Source organism: Sulfitobacter sp. EhC04 (genome assembly GCF_001650875.1).
GTDB lineage: Bacteria > Pseudomonadota > Alphaproteobacteria > Rhodobacterales > Rhodobacteraceae > Sulfitobacter.
Genome location: NZ_LXYI01000009.1, coordinates 1 through 15487, shown reverse-complemented (window position 1 = coordinate 15487; position 15487 = coordinate 1). Strand labels below are relative to the sequence as shown.

14 protein-coding genes are annotated in these 15487 nt (G+C 63.8%); 9 read left to right on the top strand and 5 right to left on the bottom strand.

Annotated features, from left to right (window positions below; translation table 11 throughout):
• The first annotated feature begins 22 nt into the window (after positions 1–22).
• A complete protein-coding gene (locus tag A8B82_RS04365) occupies positions 23–529 on the top strand; it encodes a peptidylprolyl isomerase (RefSeq protein WP_067288739.1) in 507 nt (168 codons plus the stop codon).
• Positions 522–1076, top strand: coding sequence for a peptidylprolyl isomerase (locus A8B82_RS04360; RefSeq protein ID WP_067288736.1), 555 nt, complete (start codon positions 522–524; stop codon positions 1074–1076). The genes A8B82_RS04365 and A8B82_RS04360 overlap by 8 nt, the downstream gene beginning before the upstream one ends.
• 72 nt (positions 1077–1148) lie before the next feature.
• Here A8B82_RS04360 and A8B82_RS04355 read toward each other — a convergent pair whose 3' ends face one another.
• On the bottom strand, positions 1149–1484 hold the full coding sequence (locus A8B82_RS04355) for a lysozyme inhibitor LprI family protein (protein WP_067288733.1): 336 nt from the start codon (positions 1482–1484) through the stop codon (positions 1149–1151).
• Between the two features lie 151 nt (positions 1485–1635).
• Here A8B82_RS04355 and A8B82_RS04350 point away from each other — a divergent pair, with 151 nt between their 5' ends.
• Positions 1636–2781: an HPP family protein gene (locus tag A8B82_RS04350; protein ID WP_082899155.1), complete on the top strand. Its 1146-nt coding sequence runs from the start codon at positions 1636–1638 to the stop codon at positions 2779–2781.
• Positions 2782–2861: 80 nt separating this feature from the next.
• Here the strand turns inward: A8B82_RS04350 and A8B82_RS04345 are convergent, their stop codons facing one another.
• The 4 genes from A8B82_RS04345 to A8B82_RS04330 form a co-directional block, all read right to left on the bottom strand.
• Positions 2862–3371: a bactofilin family protein gene (locus A8B82_RS04345; RefSeq protein WP_067288730.1), complete on the bottom strand. Its 510-nt coding sequence runs from the start codon at positions 3369–3371 to the stop codon at positions 2862–2864.
• Positions 3361–4689, bottom strand: a complete 1329-nt coding sequence (locus tag A8B82_RS04340; RefSeq protein ID WP_067289437.1) for a M23 family metallopeptidase — start codon at positions 4687–4689, stop codon at positions 3361–3363. Before A8B82_RS04340 ends, A8B82_RS04345 begins: the two co-directional genes overlap by 11 nt.
• 196 nt (positions 4690–4885) lie before the next feature.
• The gene (locus tag A8B82_RS04335) at positions 4886–5695 is read right to left on the bottom strand and encodes a ferritin-like domain-containing protein (RefSeq protein ID WP_067288729.1); all 810 of its coding nucleotides are present in this window, start codon (positions 5693–5695) and stop codon (positions 4886–4888) included.
• Positions 5692–6153, bottom strand: coding sequence for a peroxiredoxin (locus A8B82_RS04330; protein WP_067288726.1), 462 nt, complete (start codon positions 6151–6153; stop codon positions 5692–5694). The genes A8B82_RS04335 and A8B82_RS04330 overlap by 4 nt, the downstream gene beginning before the upstream one ends.
• A 95-nt stretch (positions 6154–6248) precedes the next feature.
• Here A8B82_RS04330 and A8B82_RS04325 point away from each other — a divergent pair, with 95 nt between their 5' ends.
• The 6 genes from A8B82_RS04325 to A8B82_RS04300 all read left to right on the top strand — a co-directional run bounded on the left by A8B82_RS04325 (position 6249) and on the right by A8B82_RS04300 (position 15414).
• Positions 6249–9605 (top strand): YhdP family protein, encoded by a 3357-nt coding sequence (locus tag A8B82_RS04325; RefSeq protein ID WP_067288723.1) that lies wholly within the window; start codon positions 6249–6251, stop codon positions 9603–9605.
• 21 nt (positions 9606–9626) lie between these two features.
• Positions 9627–10682 (top strand): tRNA preQ1(34) S-adenosylmethionine ribosyltransferase-isomerase QueA, encoded by a 1056-nt coding sequence (queA, locus tag A8B82_RS04320; RefSeq protein WP_067289434.1) that lies wholly within the window; start codon positions 9627–9629, stop codon positions 10680–10682.
• Positions 10683–11109: 427 nt separating this feature from the next.
• Complete coding sequence (locus A8B82_RS04315) at positions 11110–12369, top strand: MFS transporter (protein WP_067288720.1); 1260 nt, start codon at positions 11110–11112, stop codon at positions 12367–12369.
• A gap of 121 nt (positions 12370–12490) precedes the next feature.
• A complete protein-coding gene (locus A8B82_RS04310) occupies positions 12491–13078 on the top strand; it encodes a DUF924 family protein (protein WP_067288717.1) in 588 nt (195 codons plus the stop codon).
• Between the two features lie 87 nt (positions 13079–13165).
• Positions 13166–14572, top strand: a complete 1407-nt coding sequence (lpdA, locus tag A8B82_RS04305; RefSeq protein WP_067288714.1) for a dihydrolipoyl dehydrogenase — start codon at positions 13166–13168, stop codon at positions 14570–14572.
• 281 nt (positions 14573–14853) lie between these two features.
• Positions 14854–15414 (top strand): methyltransferase domain-containing protein, encoded by a 561-nt coding sequence (locus tag A8B82_RS04300; protein ID WP_067288711.1) that lies wholly within the window; start codon positions 14854–14856, stop codon positions 15412–15414.
• Positions 15415–15487 lie beyond the last annotated feature (73 nt).

The following is a 15487-nucleotide window of genomic DNA, read 5'->3' as shown; positions in this document are numbered from 1 at the left end:
CCATTTTGCGAAGGAGACCCGCATGGCCGAGATCAAAGACCCCGAAAACACGATCCTGATGGAGCTGAAAGGTGGCACCGTGACCATCGAACTGCTGCCCGATGTGGCCCCCAAGCATGTCGCGCGGATGAAGGAACTGGCCCGCGCGGGCAAGTATGACAACGTCTGCTTTCACCGTGTGATTGACGGGTTCATGGCCCAGACCGGCGATGTGGAACATGGCAACATGGAAAACGGCTTCAACCTGCGCATGGCAGGCACAGGTGGGTCCGATCTGGGCAATGTGCCTGCCGAATTCTCTAAGGTGCCGCATGCGCGCGGGTCGCTGGGTGCGGCGCGCTCGGCCAACCCCGACAGCGCCAACAGCCAGTTTTTCATCAACTTCAAGGACAATGATTTCCTGAACGGGCAATACACCGTTTACGGGCAGGTCGTGTCAGGCATGCAGCATGTGGACGCCATCGCCAAGGGCGAGCCGCCCGCCGAGCCGGACCGCATGATCAGCGTCAAGGTTGCCGCAGATGCGTAACCTGATCGTTTCCGGCGCGCTGGCCGCCTTTGCCGCCAGCCCCGCGCTGGCCACCGGGCTGGAGATCGTGGTCGAGGGCGAGGCCAATGGCACCGTGACCATCGACCTGCTGGAAGACCTGGCACCCCAGCACGTCGAACGCATCACCACGCTTGCAGAGCAGGGGGCCTATGACGGCATCGTGTTCCACCGCGTGATTGACGGGTTCATGGCGCAGACCGGCGATGTGGAATACGGCAAGGAAGGCGACGACCTGTCCCGTGCGGGCATGGGCGGTTCCGACATGCCGGACGTGCCGGCAGAGTTCTCCGATACACCCTTTGACAAGGGCGTGGTGGGCATGGCCCGTGCGCAGAACCCGGATTCGGCCAACAGCCAGTTCTTCATCATGTTCGACGAAGGGCATTTCCTGAACGGTCAATACACCGTGGTCGGTCGCGTGACCGGCGGGCAGGACATTGTCGATGCCATCAAACGCGGCAGTGGCGGCAACGGCGCTGTCGAAGGCACCCCGGACGTGATGCGCAAGGTCACCGTGACCGAGTGATTTTCGCTGTAGGTGAAACAAGGGGCGGGCCGGTTGGTCCGCCCTTTTTTGTGGCAATGCGGGGTGCTGCCGTCAGAACACTTCGCGAGACAATGCCTCAAGCTGCCTGATCCGGTGATCGCTGGTCGCGGCGATACAGGCCTGATCGGGCCCGCAGGCATTTCGGGTCGCGACCCAGGCACGCTGCTCTGGCACCAGCCTGTTCTTGGCCGCTGAACCGAGGGCGCGGCGCAGGTCGGCATATAGGGCCGAGATGACCCTGTCCTTTTGCGACAGGGCCGGTGATGCGCAGATCGCCAGTTCCGTGGCGCTGCCCGCGCGCGTGCAATCAAAGCTGGGACCCTGCGCCAGCCCGGCACATGGGGCAGCGACGGTCGCGCTGACGACGAAGATCAAAATCCGTTTCATGGCATGAACACCCTTGTTGCAATAGCCCAGCCTAGCACGGGTGGTTGCCTTTTCATGATTTTTCTCGCGGGGGTCCGGGCAGGCGATGGGTCGGCTTGCACTTTTCGCAAACCGATGAAAGTTTGTGCAAATTGACCGGGGAGGCGCGCTGTTGCAGATTCTGAAATCACTTGGCCCCGCGGTTGCGCATGTCTCATGGATCGAGGCGGTGCGGGCCGGGGTCGGTGCGTTGATCGGTCTGGGGCTGACCGGCCTCTTTATTCTGTCGCCCCATGTCGATCTGGAGCTGGGCCTGTATCTTGTTGCGCCGTTCGGGGCGTCGTCGGTTCTGTTGTTTGCGGTGCCGAACAGCCCCCTGGCGCAGCCCTGGTCGGCGATTGTCGGCAATACGGTGGCGGCTGTGGTGGGCGTGGCCGTGTGCCTGCTGGTGGCGGACCCCGCCCTGCGCATCGCACTTGCTGTTGGTCTGGCCCTGACGGCAACCATCCTGTGCCGCGCGATCCATCCGCCGGCGGGGGCGGTCGCCATGACCGCCGCCATGTCGCCGGAGGCGATTGCGGATCTGGGGTTCTGGTTTGCCCTTGCGCCGATTGCCCTGGGCACAACCGCCCTGGTGGTGCTTGCAACCTTCTATGCGCGGCTTACCGGGCGGCATTACCCGTTCCGGCAATTCGACGATCCCGGCAATCACGGGACCGACGATCGCAACCCGGTTGAACGCCTAGGGCTTTCCGAAGACGAGCTGACAGGTATCCTGGAACGCTACAGCCAGTCATTCAACCTGGGCGTTGCGGATCTGGCCCGGTTGATCGGCGCGGCGGAGCTTGAGGCAACGGCGCATTCCTCGGGGCCGCTGACCGCTCAGGACATTATGTCGCGCAACCTGGTCACCGTCAGCCCGCAGACCAGACTGGGAGAGATCGCGGATCTGTTTCGGCAGCACCGTTTCACGGCCTTGCCCGTAGTGGGGCCGGATGCCACCTTTATGGGGGTCATCTTTCAGATCCACCTGATTGGTCAGGCAAGGGCGGATGCGCTGCGGTTGGATCGGCGGTATGGTGCCGCGCTGCGGCGGCTTCTGGATCGGGAGGCCCCGATGCGGGCGGTGGACATCATGAGCGTCGGCAGCCCGCGCGCCACAACCATGACCCCGATCGGGGTTTTTCTGCCGATGATGGCAGATGGCGATATTGATGCCGTTCCGGTCGTCGAATACGGGAAAATCGTGGGGATCGTGACACGCACGGACCTTGTTGCAGCACTGGCCCGCAGCGTGGCGCGTAACGGCACCGACTAACGGCAGACGCCGATGGCTACAAAAGCAAAAGGGCGCCGCAATGCCTGCGACGCCCCCTTGAAATCCTTGCGAAACCGGCCTCAGGAGGCGGGGTTCGGCTTTTGGGTCGGTGCGTTCTTGGCGCCGGGGTTCAGCGGGTCGTCCTGACGCTGAACGGAGCCTTCGAAATGCGCGCCGGATTCGATTGCGATGGTCTTGTGGATGATGTCGCCCTCAACCCGTGCGGTCGAGGTCAGGCGCACCTTGAGGCCGCGCACGCGGCCCACGATGCGGCCATTGATCACCACATCATCGGCAACCACTTCACCCTTGATTGTCGCGGTTTCGCCGATGGTCAGCAGATGCGCGCGGATGTCGCCCTCGACCGTGCCTTCGACGTTGATGTCGCCGGTGGTCTTCATGTTGCCGGTCACATGCAGATCGGCAGACAGGACCGAGGCAGGGGGTTTCGCCTTGGGGGCCGATGCCTTGAACTCGTTCGGCTTGGGCTGGGAAGGCGTGGACTGCGCCGGGGCCTGCGGTGTTGCCGGGCGCTGGCCTTCGGAGTCCTTGTTCGGGGCGGGATCGTTGATTTTGCTCTTAGAAAACATCGTTTGCAGCCTTGATATAGATCATGGGGTTAACAGCTTTGCCGCCGACTCGGACTTCGTAGTGCAGATGAACGCCGGTGACACGTCCAGATGCTCCCATATCACCAATGTGCTGCCCGCGCGAGACCCTTTGTCCGACCTTCACGCGAATGCGCGACTGATGGGCGTAGCGTGTCTCGATCCCGAACTCATGCTGGATCTTGACCAGACGGCCATAGCCGGACTGCCATCCGGCATGGGTGACCACACCGTCAGCCGTGGCATAAAGCGGCGTGCCGATCCCGGCGGCGAAATCGACACCGGAATGCATCCGCCGTCCGCCGGTCTTGGGGTCGCGGCGATAGCCGAACTGGCTGGTGAAACGAAAGGCGGATTTGACCGGGGTGGCAAAGGGCGCTTTCTGCGCGGCGATCCGGTAAAGGTTCAGCCGGTCCATCTGGTTCAGCAGACGGTTGGCGCGCAGCGTATCGGGGGAGGGCTCCTCGCCCCGCGTGGTAAAGGACAGCGGCGTCATCGGGCCGCCCTGACCGGAATAGCCGCGCTTGACCGTGGCCAGGATGTTGTCGGTGGACATGCCCGCGTTGCGGAACATCTTGTCCAGCGGGGCCACGGAGACGGTCATCGCCTCTTCCAATTGGCGGAAAATCGCGTCGTTCTGGTCTTTCATCAGGGCGATCTGCTGGGCCATTTCGTCGGCCTGCAACAGGGCGTCCTGCGCATCGACGATCACCTGATCGCGTTCCTTGGCGGTCTCGGCCAGTGCCTCGGCCAGGAATTCGATGGGCGCGTTGGAGGCGGCGGCCTGCACATTGCCGGTGCCGCCTTCGGCCAGCGACCCCTCAAGGCTGGCAAGCTGGGTGCGGGCAGCCTGGCGTTCCTTCATGGTGTCGCGCAGGGTGGACTGGATCACGTCGATCCCGGTTTCCAGCTCGCGGCGGCGGGTTTCGGATTCCAGCAGTTCGGACTGCATCGTTGAAATCTGCTTGAGCGCGGCGTTGAAGCGGTTCTGGGCCGCCAGCGCCTCTTCGGCGCGGCCGTCGCGCTGTGCGGAAAGATCGTTCAGCCGGGCCTGATAGGTGCGCTGGTCCCGCTTGGCCTGTTCGCGGAAATTGCCCGACCCGATGCTGTCCATGAGGATGATGGCAGTGGCAACGATGGCCCAGGCGACAAGGGTGGCACATCCGGCAAAGGCGATGATCTGGGTGCCGGGACGCAGGCGGATAAAGCGCGTGTCACTGTCGGATTTGAGAAACACGCGGCGCTCGGGAAAGTATTTTTCCAGCGTCGCATGGACCTTGATGGCAAGCGTTGAGCGCAATTTGTATTCCTTTTTCCGTCCCAAAACGGGCGCGGTAATCCCCATACGCGCCCGAATTCAGATTTTTCTTAGCCACCCTGTGACCTTGGGGCAACCCTGTTGACCTGTCAGGCGGCGGCATTTCACCGGAATGCGGCAAATTGGCAAAAATCCGCCGATACCAAGAACTTGACCATTTTTGTTGAAGTCAGTGCCTTCAACCGGAGGCGGTCAGCGGCCAGTAGAAGTCCGGGGGAATGCCCGCTTCGGCGCGTTTTTCCTCGTTGAACGGGGGTTTGAGGTCGCCGTGAAAGTAGGTCCGCACAAGGCTGTGAAACCGCTCTTTTGGGTCTTCGTCAAAGCGCCCGCAGAGAAAGTGAAACCATTTGGAGCCATAGGCGACATGGGCCACTTCCTCGGCATAGATGGTCTCAAGCGCGGCCACGGCACTGTCGGCCTTGGCCTGTTTGAAGATCTTGATCATGCCGGGGGTCACGTCCAGGCCGCGCGCCTCAAGCACCATGGGCACAACCGCCAGACGGCCCATCAGGTCGTCCACGGTATCCTCGGCCGCGCGCCACATGCCCGCATGGGCGGGCAACGCGCCATAGTGGCTGCCCATCTCTTCAAGGCAATCGCACATCAGGTTGAAATGCTTGGATTCCTCATCCGCCGCCTTGACCCAGTCGTCGTAGAAACCCATCGGCAGGCGGGTGTCGGTAAAGCGCGCGATGATGTCCCAGTGCAGGTCCACCGCGTTCAATTCGATATGGGCGACGGCATGCAGCAGGGCGATGCGCCCCTCGGGCGTGCCGGGGCGGCGGCGCGGCACGTCGCGGGGGCTGAGCAATGCAGGCGCGTCGGGCCGGGCGGGGTGCAGCGGCGGGTCGGCATGGCCAATCTCGGGCGTCTCGCCCGCCGCGCGGGCGGCCTGCCACTCTGCCGCATAGCGGCGCGACTGGGCGGTTTTCTCGCGGCCATCGGCACAGCGCAGCACCGCCTCGGCCATTTGGGCAAGGGTGATCACAGGGCGCGCACCGCCTCCAGCACCGCCTCCACATGGCCCGGCACTTTGACCTTGCGCCAGACCTGCGCGATCTTGCCGTCGGCACCGATCAGATAGGTCGCGCGTTCGATGCCCATGGATTTCTTGCCATACATGTTTTTCTCGACCCAGACGCCATAGGCCTCTGTTACGCTACCTTCCTCATCCGACAGCAGCGGCACCGTCAGCGCGTGTTTGGCCACGAACTTGTCATGTTTGGCCATGGTATCGCGCGAGATGCCAAAGACCTTTGCGCCCGCCGCCTCGAAGTCGGACAGGTTTGCCGAGAAGCCGATGCTTTCCGTGGTGCAGCCCGGCGTGTCGTCGCGCGGGTAGAAGAACAGCACGACCGGCGTGCCGCGCAGGTCAGAGAGGGTCACCGCGCCGCCGCCGGTCACAGGAAGGGTAAAGTCTGGTGCTTGCTCGGAAATCTCGGGCATTGATCACGTCTCTTTCACTTGGATGCAGGTTGTCGGGCTGTCATACTAGGCCAATTCAGGCGCGTGCCAAGAGGGCCGGCCAATTTGGGACAAAGATGAGCACACCCGACACGCCACGCCCCAGACGCAAGCCGCATCAGCATGTGGCGCGTTTTGGCCTGTGGTCGATCCTGTTGCTGACCCTTGCCGCCGGGGCGCTGGTTGGGGCGGTCTATCTGTCGATGGGGCAGCCCTTGCGCGCGCCCGCATGGGTGCAGGACCGGATCGAGGCGCGGATCGCGCGGGAATTGCCACAGGTTCGCGTGGCCCTGGGCGAGGTGGAACTGGTGGTGGAGGAGGGCTGGTATCCCCGCGTGCGCCTGCGCAATGTCGCCATCAGCACGCCCGAAGGGGCCGAGATCCTGAGCCTGACGGAGTTCAAGACCGGCTTTGCCCTGCGCCCGCTGCTGGACGGGATCGTGCAACCACAAACGATTTCGCTGTCGGGTCTGGTGGTCACCCTGCGCCGGGATGAGGCGGGCCGCGTGGCGCTGAGCGCGGGGCTGGGGCCAGGCAATTTCAGCCGCGAGGCCGCGACCCTGCCGCAATTGATCGCCCAGCTTGACGACCTGTTGCAGCGCCCGGCGTTACAGGCGCTGACCGAAGCGGAGCTGCGCGCCGTGACGCTGCAATTCGACGACCTGCGCGCGGGCCGAAGCTGGACCATCGACGGCGGGCGGCTGCTGTTGTCGCGCGAGGCCGGGATGCTGGCGCTCTCGGCAGATGTGGCGCTGCTCAGCGGTGGGGCCGGGGTCGCAACCCTGTCGGCCAATTACACCAGCCGCATCGGGGCCAGCGCCGCCGAATTCGGGGTCAGCTTCGAAGGGGTGGCGGCGGGGGATATAGCCACGCAGGGTCCCGCCTTTGCCTGGCTTGGGGTGTTGCGTGCGCCGATTTCCGGTTCCGTGCGCAGCGGGTTGAACGATGCGGGGCAGTTTATGCCGTTGAACGCGACCTTGCAGATCGGGGCGGGCGTGGTCCAGCCCAATGCGCAAACTCGCCCGATCCCCTTTGACGGGGCGCGCAGCTATTTCAGCTATGATCCCGCCGAGGCGCTGCTGCGTTTTGCCGATGTGCGGCTGCGCAGCAAATGGTTCAGCGCGGAAAGTTCCGGCAGCGCAACCCTGGGTCTGACACCGGAGGGCCAGCTGAGCGATCTGGTGGGCCAGTTCACCATCCGCGACCTGCGTGCCAATCCGGGTGACATCTATGATGCCCCCGTCGGGCTGGCCGAAACCGACCTGGATTTCCAGATGCGGCTCAACCCGTTTCGCCTGCAACTGGGGCGGGTGCAGATCAGCGATCAGGGCAAGACGCTGCTGCTGGGGGGCAGGCTGTCGGCGCGGCCCGACGGCTGGCGGGTGGCGCTGGACGGGCAGATGGACGGGCTGTCACCCGAACGGCTGTTACAGCTTTGGCCGGAGGGGCTGAAGCCCAAGACCCGGACATGGCTGGTCGAGAATGTCCTGAAGGGCGCGGTCAGCAACCTGGACCTGGCGCTTCGGGTGGCACCGGGCAAGGCACCGCAGACCTATGTGGGGTTTGACTATGCCGGGGCCGATGTGCGGTTTCTCAAGACCATGCCGCCGCTGACCGGGGGCAAGGGGCATTTCAGCCTGATGGACAACCGGCTGGTTGTGGCGGTGGATGAAGGCGTGGTCACGGCGGACGAGGGCGGCGAGGTGCGGCTGGGTGCCTCGTCCTTTATCATTCCCGATGTCAGCGTGCGCGACGGCCCCCCGGCGATCATCCGGCTTGAGACGGCATCGACCGTGACAGCGGCGCTGTCGTTGTTGAACCGCGCCCCGCTGAACGTGATGGACAAGGCCAGCCTGCCGGTCGATCTGGCAGGCGGGCGCGCCGCGCTGAGCGGCCAGATTGCCCTGCCGCTCAAGAAAGGCAGCAAGGACAAGGTGGTGTTCGACGTGGCGGGAAAACTGCGCGATGTCAGCAGCGCGGTGCTGGTCAGGGGGCGTGCGCTGTCCGCGCCGGAGATCGACGTGGTGGTGGACAATGAGCGGGCGATCCTGACCGGCGCGGGGGACCTGGATGGCGCGGGCTTTGACGGCAGTTTCGTGCTGCCCATCGGGCCGGCATCGCAGACGGGGACAAGCGGTCTGCGCGCGGATGTCAGGCTGGATCAGGGCGCGCTGGATGCTTTCGGGATCGCCCTGCCGCCCGGCACTGTCGCAGGCCAGACAACCGCCCGGCTGGAGGTTGATCTGCCCAAGGGGCGCGCGCCCGAGTTCGATCTGCACTCCGATCTGCGGGGGCTGCGCCTGTCGGTGCCGCAACTGAACTGGTCCAAGCCCCCGGCCAGCACCGGGAGCCTGCGCGTCACCGGGCGGCTTGGTGCCACGCCGAAAGTGGACAGTCTGGCGATCTCCGGCCCCGGCCTGAGCGCCGCGGGCGCGGTCAGCCTGCGCGAAGGCGGCACGCTGGACCGTCTCAGCTTTGACAGGCTCAGGGCGGGCGAATGGCTGGATGCGGCGGTGGACATCATCGGGCAGGGGGCAGGCAGGCCGGTGCAGGTGGTGTTGCGCGGTGGCGTGCTGGACCTGCGGCGCGCCGATCTGGGCAGCGGCGGTGGCAGCGCTCAGGCCAGCGGCCCGCCCGGCCCGCCGATGCAGGTCCGGCTGGACCGGTTGCAGATCACCGACACCATCGCCCTGACCGACATGCGCGGCAACTTTGCCACGGCAGGGGGGCTGGATGGCGCGTTTCAGGCGCGGCTGAACGGCGGCACCCCGGTCGAGGGGCGGATTGTGCCGCAGAACGGCCGCTCTGCGGTGCGGCTGATCTCGGCGGATGCGGGCGGGGTCCTGCGCGCGGCCGGGTTGCTGCGGCAGGTGGTGGGCGGGCAATTGTCGCTGACGCTGCTGCCGGTGGGGGCTGCCGGGGCCTTTGACGGCACCCTTGATGTCACCGATGTGCGGGTCAAGGATGCGCCGGGCATCGCGGCGCTGCTGAACTCCATCTCCGTGGTGGGGCTGATCAATGAATTGAATGGCGACGGTATCTATTTCGACCAGGTCGAGGGCAAGTTCCGCCTGACCCCGAACCGGCTGACCCTGACCGAGGCCAGTGCGGTCGGCGCGTCGATGGGCCTGTCGATGGACGGGATATATGCGCTTGATAGTGGCATGATCGACATGCAGGGGGTGATCACCCCGGTCTACCTGCTGAATGGCATCGGTTCGGTGCTGACCCGCAAGGGCGAGGGGCTGATCGGGTTCAACTATACGCTCAAGGGCCCGGCAAAACAGCCCAGCGTCGGGGTCAACCCGTTGTCGGCACTGACGCCGGGCATGTTCCGCGAGATCTTTCGCAGGCCGCCACCCAAGGTGCCGCAGGCGCCGGGAACCCGGCAGCCACCGCAAAAACCCGTTGTCCGGCGCACGCCGGGGCGCTAGATGGCCCGAAAAAGGCGCGCCATGAAACTCTCTGACTTCGATTTCGACCTGCCCGAGGCATTGATCGCGACCCGGCCCGCCGTGCCGCGGTCGTCGGCGCGTTTGCTGGTGGCCGATGGGGCTGCGCTGCACGATTGCCGGGTCACCGACCTGACCGACTGGCTGCGCCCCGGCGACCGGCTGGTGCTGAACGACACCCGCGTGATCCCGGCGCGGCTTTCGGGGCTGCGCGCGCGCCAATCGGCGCAGGGGCCGGTGACCGCCAGGATCGAGGTCACCCTGCTGGAGCCGCGCCCGGACGGCACATGGGCCGCGCTGATCAAGCCGCTGCGCAAGGTCAAACCGGGCGAGGAGGTGGTGTTCAGCCATGATCTGCGCGCGACCCTGGACGCGGTCGAAGACGGGCAGGGGCTATTGCGTTTCAACTGCGCTGGCGATGATTTCGACGCGGCGCTGAACGCGGCGGGGGCAATGCCGCTGCCGCCCTATATCGCCGCAAAACGCCCCGCAGATGCCCGCGACCTGACGGATTACCAGACCGTCTGGGCGCGTCATGCGGGTGCAGTTGCGGCCCCCACCGCATCGCTGCATTTCGACGCGGCCCTGCTGGAGGCCTTGGCGGAAAAGGGCGTCAGCTTTTCCCATGTCACGCTGCATGTGGGCGCAGGCACCTTCCTGCCGGTCAAGGTGGATGACATCACCCAACACAAGATGCACGCCGAATGGGGCCAGGTCAGCGCCGGGGCCGCAGCGGAGATTGCAGCGACCAAGGCGGCAGGCGGGCGGGTGATCCCGGTGGGCACCACGGCCCTGCGGCTGATCGAGACGGCGGCGCGGGACGGGATGATCGAACCCTGGGAGGGGGAGACCGATATTTTTATCACGCCGGGCTTTCGCTTTCACGTCGCGGATGCGCTGATGACGAACTTCCATCTGCCCAAATCGACCCTGATGATGCTGGTCTCGGCGCTGATGGGGCCACAGGCGATCCGCGACATCTATGACCATGCAATCGCGCAAGAATACAGGTTTTTCTCCTACGGGGATTCCAGTCTGCTTATTCCGGGTCAAAAGTGACTTAAGTGTCAGTTGCCAGGCAAAACCGGCTTTTGCGTCACATCTCTGACCCTGAGCGCAAGCCGGGCCATCGCCTGCCCGGCGGGCAGGCGATGGCCCGGCGCCTTCGGCTTGATTCCGGGCTTGGCGTTCCACTGATCAACGGCAGCAAAATCCGCTCATCTGACTTTCACCCATACCACGCCTGAAGTCCGGTTTGGGTCAGAAATGCCTGGTATTTGGGTCGGAATTACTTGGCACTGCCCACAGACATGAGGCAGCAAACCCGCCGCCAGGAGTCGGCGTTGCGCGACATTCGACAAAAAGGGCCGTTCCGGCCCGACCAGTGACACGATTCGCAAAAAATTGCCTGAATGTCGTATAACCGGGTGACGCCGCTGCCCAAGAGGTTCAGGGAGGGGCCAAACACCAGATTGGATTCGCGGCGATGATACAGGTTCTTTCCAGCGCATGGGCGCTTTTGCTGGGCATGTGCCTGTTGATGGTCGGCAACGGGATGCAGGGCACGCTGCTGGGTATCCGTGGCGCGCTCGAAGGGTTCTCCACCTTCGAGATGTCCATTGTCATGTCGGCCTATTTCGTGGGCTTTCTGGGCGGCTCGCGGCTGGCACCGGGCATGATCCGCAGGGTGGGTCACGTCCGGGTCTTTGCCGCCCTTGCCTCTATGATCTCGGCGGTCATGATCCTCTATCCGACGTTTCCGGCTGTCCCGCTCTGGGCCTTGGGGCGGGTGCTGATCGGGTTCTGCTTTTCTGCCGTCTATGTGACGGCGGAAAGCTGGCTGAACAATGCCGCCGACAATTCCAACCGGGGGCAGGCGCTGTCGCTTTATATGATTGTGCAGACGCTGGGCATTGTGGTGGCGCAGGCGCTGCTGCTGGCGGCGGATCCTTCGGGCTATGTGTTGTTTGTGATCCCGTCCGTATTGGTCAGCGTGGCGGTGACGCCGATCCTGCTGACGATCAGCCCGACGCCGGCCTTTGACACAACCAAACCGATGAGCCTGCGCGAACTGGCAAACTTTTCGCCGCTGGGCTGTATTGGCATGTTCCTGCTGGGCGGCGTGTTCTCGGCCCAGTTCGGCATGGCCCCGGTCTATGGCGCGGAGGCAGGGCTGAGCGTGGCGCAGATCTCCATGTTCGTGGCGACCTTCTTTGTGGGGTCGGTGGTGCTGCAATATCCCATCGGCTGGGTGTCGGACCGGATGGACCGGCGCACGCTGATTGTCATCGTCTCTGCCATCGGGGCGGCGGGGTCGGTCATGGGGATGCTGCTGGGCGGCACATTCTGGCTGCTGCTAGTCTCGGCCTTTGTGGTGGGCGGCATGTCGAACCCGCTGTATTCCCTGCTGATCGCCCATACCAACGACTTCCTCCAACATGAGGACATGGCCGCGGCTTCGGGCGGGATGATCTTTATCAACGGGTTGGGGGCGATTCTCGGGCCGATCATCACCGGCTGGATGATGGGCACCTCGCTGGGGCCGGGCGGGTTTTATCTGTTCACGGCGGTCCTGTTCGTGATCCTGGCCCTTTATGCCGCCTACCGCGCCACCCGCCGCCCCGCCGTGCCGGTGGACGAGACCGGAAACTACGTTGCCATATACCCCACATCCACCGCCGTGGCGGTCGAATATGCGCAGGAATATGCCATTGAAAGCGAACAGGATGACGAAAACACCACCTGATCGCGGCAAACATGTCGCAAATGATATAAATCGTGAGTCGCCGTTCTGGTTAAGATGTTCATAAGGTGGGACGATCTTGCCATAGGTCGCAAGATTGCGTGCAAGCTGAGGAGTGTGATCCATGCAAGGCCCTGAAGAAGTACTTTCGTTCTGGCTGGACGAAGTTGGCCCCAAGGGGTGGTACGAGGCCAGCGAGGCGCTGGACGCCACCACCCGCAACCGTTTCGAAGCGACATGGGAGGCCGCCTGCGAGGGCAAATTCTCGCTCTGGCTGACCTATCCGTCGGGGGCACTGGCCTATATCATCCTGATGGATCAGTTTTCGCGCAACATGTTCCGGGGCCAGGGCAAGGCCTTTGCCAGCGACCGTGCAGCACTTGCGGCGGCGAAATCCGCGATCGAGCGGGGCTGGGATCTGCGGATCGACGAACCGGCGCGACAGTTTTTCTATATGCCGCTGATGCATTCGGAGAACCTGTGCGATCAGGACCGCTGTGTGCGGCTGATGTGCGAGCGGATGCCGCTGAGCCGGGAGAGCAACCTGCTGCATGCGCGGGCGCACCGCGAGGTGATCCGGCGTTTCGGGCGTTTCCCCTACCGCAACGAGGCCCTGTCGCGCACCGGCACCAGTGGCGAGATCGCCTATGTGAGCGATGGCGGTTATGGGCAGACATTGCGCAAATTGCAGGCAGAATCCGCCGTCGCCTGAGTGCTTGCGGTTCTCGTGGTTGTGACAGGCCGAAAACTGGTTTAACGGTAAACTATATCTGTCTGTCACATTGCGAGGACCCCGAAAATGGCTGCAAAATCCTTTGATCTGATCGTGATCGGTGCGGGGCCCGGTGGCTATGTCGCCGCCATCCGGGGCGCGCAACTGGGTCTTTCCGTGGCGATTGTCGAGCGTGAGCATCTGGGCGGTATCTGCCTGAACTGGGGCTGCATCCCGACCAAGGCGCTGCTGCGTTCCTCAGAGGTGTTCCACCTGATGCACCGGGCCAAGGAATTCGGGCTGAAGGCCGAAGGAATCGGTTACGATCTGGACGCGGTGGTGAAACGCTCGCGCAAGGTGGCGGGGCAGTTGTCGGGCGGGATCGGCCACCTGATGAAAAAGAACAAGATCACCGTGTTCATGGGGGCGGCAACCTTGCCCGCCAAGGGCAAGGTCAGCGTCAAGACCGACGCAAAGAATGGTGGGGGCAGCGAAGATCTGACAGCGAAGAACATCGTGCTGGCCACCGGCGCGCGGGCGCGCGAACTGCCGGGGCTGGAGGCGGACGGCAAGAGGGTCTGGACCTACAAGCACGCGCTGCAGCCGCCGCATATGCCGAAGAAACTTCTGGTGATCGGCTCTGGTGCCATCGGTATCGAATTTGCCAGTTTCTACAACACCCTGGGGGCCGAGACCACCGTGGTCGAGGTGATGGACCGGGTGTTGCCGGTGGAAGATGCGGAGATTTCCGCCTTTGCCAGGAAGGCCTTTGAAAAGCAGGGCATGAAGATCATGCAAAAGGCGATGGTCAAGCAGCTGGACCGCGCCAAGGACAAGGTGACCGCCCATATCGAAGTGGGCGGCAAGGTCGAGAAACACGACTTTGACACGGTGATTTCCGCCGTGGGCATCGTGGGCAATGTCGAGAATCTGGGGCTGGAAGACCTGGGCGTGAAGCTGGACCGCACCCATGTGGTCACCGATGAATATTGCCGCACCGGGGTCGAGGGGCTTTATGCCATCGGCGACATCGCCGGTGCGCCCTGGCTGGCGCATAAGGCGTCGCATGAGGGCGTGATGGTGGCCGAACTGATCGCAGGCGGGCACCCGCATCCTGTCAAACCCGAAAGCATCGCGGGCTGTACCTATTGCCACCCGCAGGTTGCAAGCGTGGGGTATACGGAGGCGAAGGCCAAGGAGTTGGGATACGAGATCAAGGTGGGACGTTTTCCGTTCATCGGCAATGGCAAGGCCATCGCTCTGGGCGAGGAATCGGGCATGATCAAGACTGTCTTTGACGCCAAGACCGGCGAGTTGCTGGGCGCGCATATGGTTGGCGCTGAAGTGACCGAGCTGATCCAGGGCTATGTGGTGGGCCGCCAGATGGAGACCACCGAGGAAGATCTGATCAACACGGTCTTCCCGCATCCGACCCTGAGCGAGATGATGCATGAGGCCGTGCTGGATGCCTATGGGCGTGTGATCCACATGTGATCCCTGCGGGGCGTGATCTGAAGGCCGCGCTGCGCGCGACACGATCTATGGGTGTTTGTTGCGGGCCTGAGCCCCTCGCGGCGGATGCTGCGCGGTTTGTAGCCTCTGACGTTTTGCTGAGAAGGTGTTCAGGGCGCTTTGCGTCCTGAACGACCTGTTTCGATGGTGTCCAGAGTCGCGCCCGCCTCAAGGACAAGCCGCTGCGCGGGGCCTGCGGCCTCCTTGACCCGGTCCCGACTCTAGTTGTGGACGGGCCGCAGGGGCGGTGGCATAAGCGGGACATGGTAAGTCTCAATCGTGTCGTCATGCAGCCGGCCAGTCGCCGGATGATCAATGCCCTTGGCCCCTCGGACCTGGATTGTGCCGAGATATCAGGCAAATGGGGCAGGCGCTTCGATTTCAAATCCTACAGCCAGTTCCGTTATCCCGAGTATGATGTCTGCGGCGAACCCTTTACCGATGCGGCGGGCGCGCCGCTGACCTTTAACCTGATCCTGGCCAATCAGGTCTGGGAACATCTGGACCGGCCCTATGCCGCCACCCGCAATATCCACCGCATGTTGCGGCCCGGCGGTTATTTCTGGGTTGCGGTGCCGTTCTTTGTGCCGTTGCATGCCGCGCCCCAGGACAATTCGCGCTGGAGCGCGCGGGGGTTGAAGAACCTGCTGATCGAGGGCGGTTTTGACCCCGATGCCATCCATGCGGAGCAATGGGGCAACCGGCACGTCGCGGCGCGCAACCTCGAAGAGCGCTGGCCGCCGGAATATGACGCCGAGAGCGACGACATCAAGAACGATCCGAATATGCCGATCTGTTCCTGGGCGCTGGCGCAGAAGGTTTAGGCGCTGGACAGATGGCAGTGAAACAGACGTCTTTTGCGCTGGTTCTGGCGCTTTGGGCCGCGGGGCTGGGGGC